The organism is Clostridium aquiflavi (assembly GCF_031344075.1).
Lineage (GTDB): Bacteria > Bacillota > Clostridia > Clostridiales > Clostridiaceae > Clostridium > Clostridium aquiflavi.
Map to the genome: position 1 here is coordinate 1 of NZ_JAVJAN010000109.1, position 652 is coordinate 652.

General features: G+C 22.4%; 1 protein-coding gene. It reads right to left on the bottom strand.

The window, feature by feature from the left end; genetic code table 11:
- Window positions 1-184: 184 nt before the first annotated feature.
- On the bottom strand, window positions 185-409 hold the full coding sequence (locus RGC78_RS16150; protein WP_252227057.1) for a hypothetical protein: 225 nt from the start codon (window positions 407-409) through the stop codon (window positions 185-187).
- Between the last annotated feature and the right edge of the window lie 243 nt (window positions 410-652).

Here is a 652-nt window from a genome sequence, read left to right on the forward strand (position 1 = left end):
CTTATGCTCAATAAGTTTAAACCTAATCTCCATCCTATTTAAGAAATCATAAACTTCTTTTGACTTTTTTAACATTTTCGTATACCCCCATTCATCTCAATACATAAAATTTATTATTTCATTTCCCATTTAAACCCAAGCTTTCTGTGTTTTTAAATAAATTATAACATATTTTAATACCATATTATTCACTTTTTCTAGATTTTTCTTTTGATAAAAGGTATATATTTAATAAAATTCCTAGTGTCCCAATAACTCCTGATATAATATACACTAAATCACTTGTTTTTTCCCATATTATAATTGAACTAATTATTGTACAGATTAATACAATCCATAAAATGGATATAACTGTGTTTACAATAGTATTACTTAAGGAATTTCTATTGTTAGTGTTTTTATTAAACATAATATATAATCCTTTCTTGAATTATAAAACTTCTGTAATATATTACCATTATAATTTAATTATACAACACCATATAAATATCACATTGTTTTGGCCTTAAATATAGCTCTAATTTACCGTCATGATTACAATATTAATCTATCTTGTAACATTACTAGTTACATTTTTAGTAACTGTTTTTATAACATTATTAAGAATTAAAAATAAAAACATCCTTATAGCCACAAAATCAAAATTATAGCT

Excerpts from the sequence above, each read along its gene's own strand:
- RGC78_RS16150 (WP_252227057.1), bottom strand. The coding sequence starts at position 409 with ATGTTTAATAAAAACACTAACAATAGAAATTCCTTAAGTAATACTATT.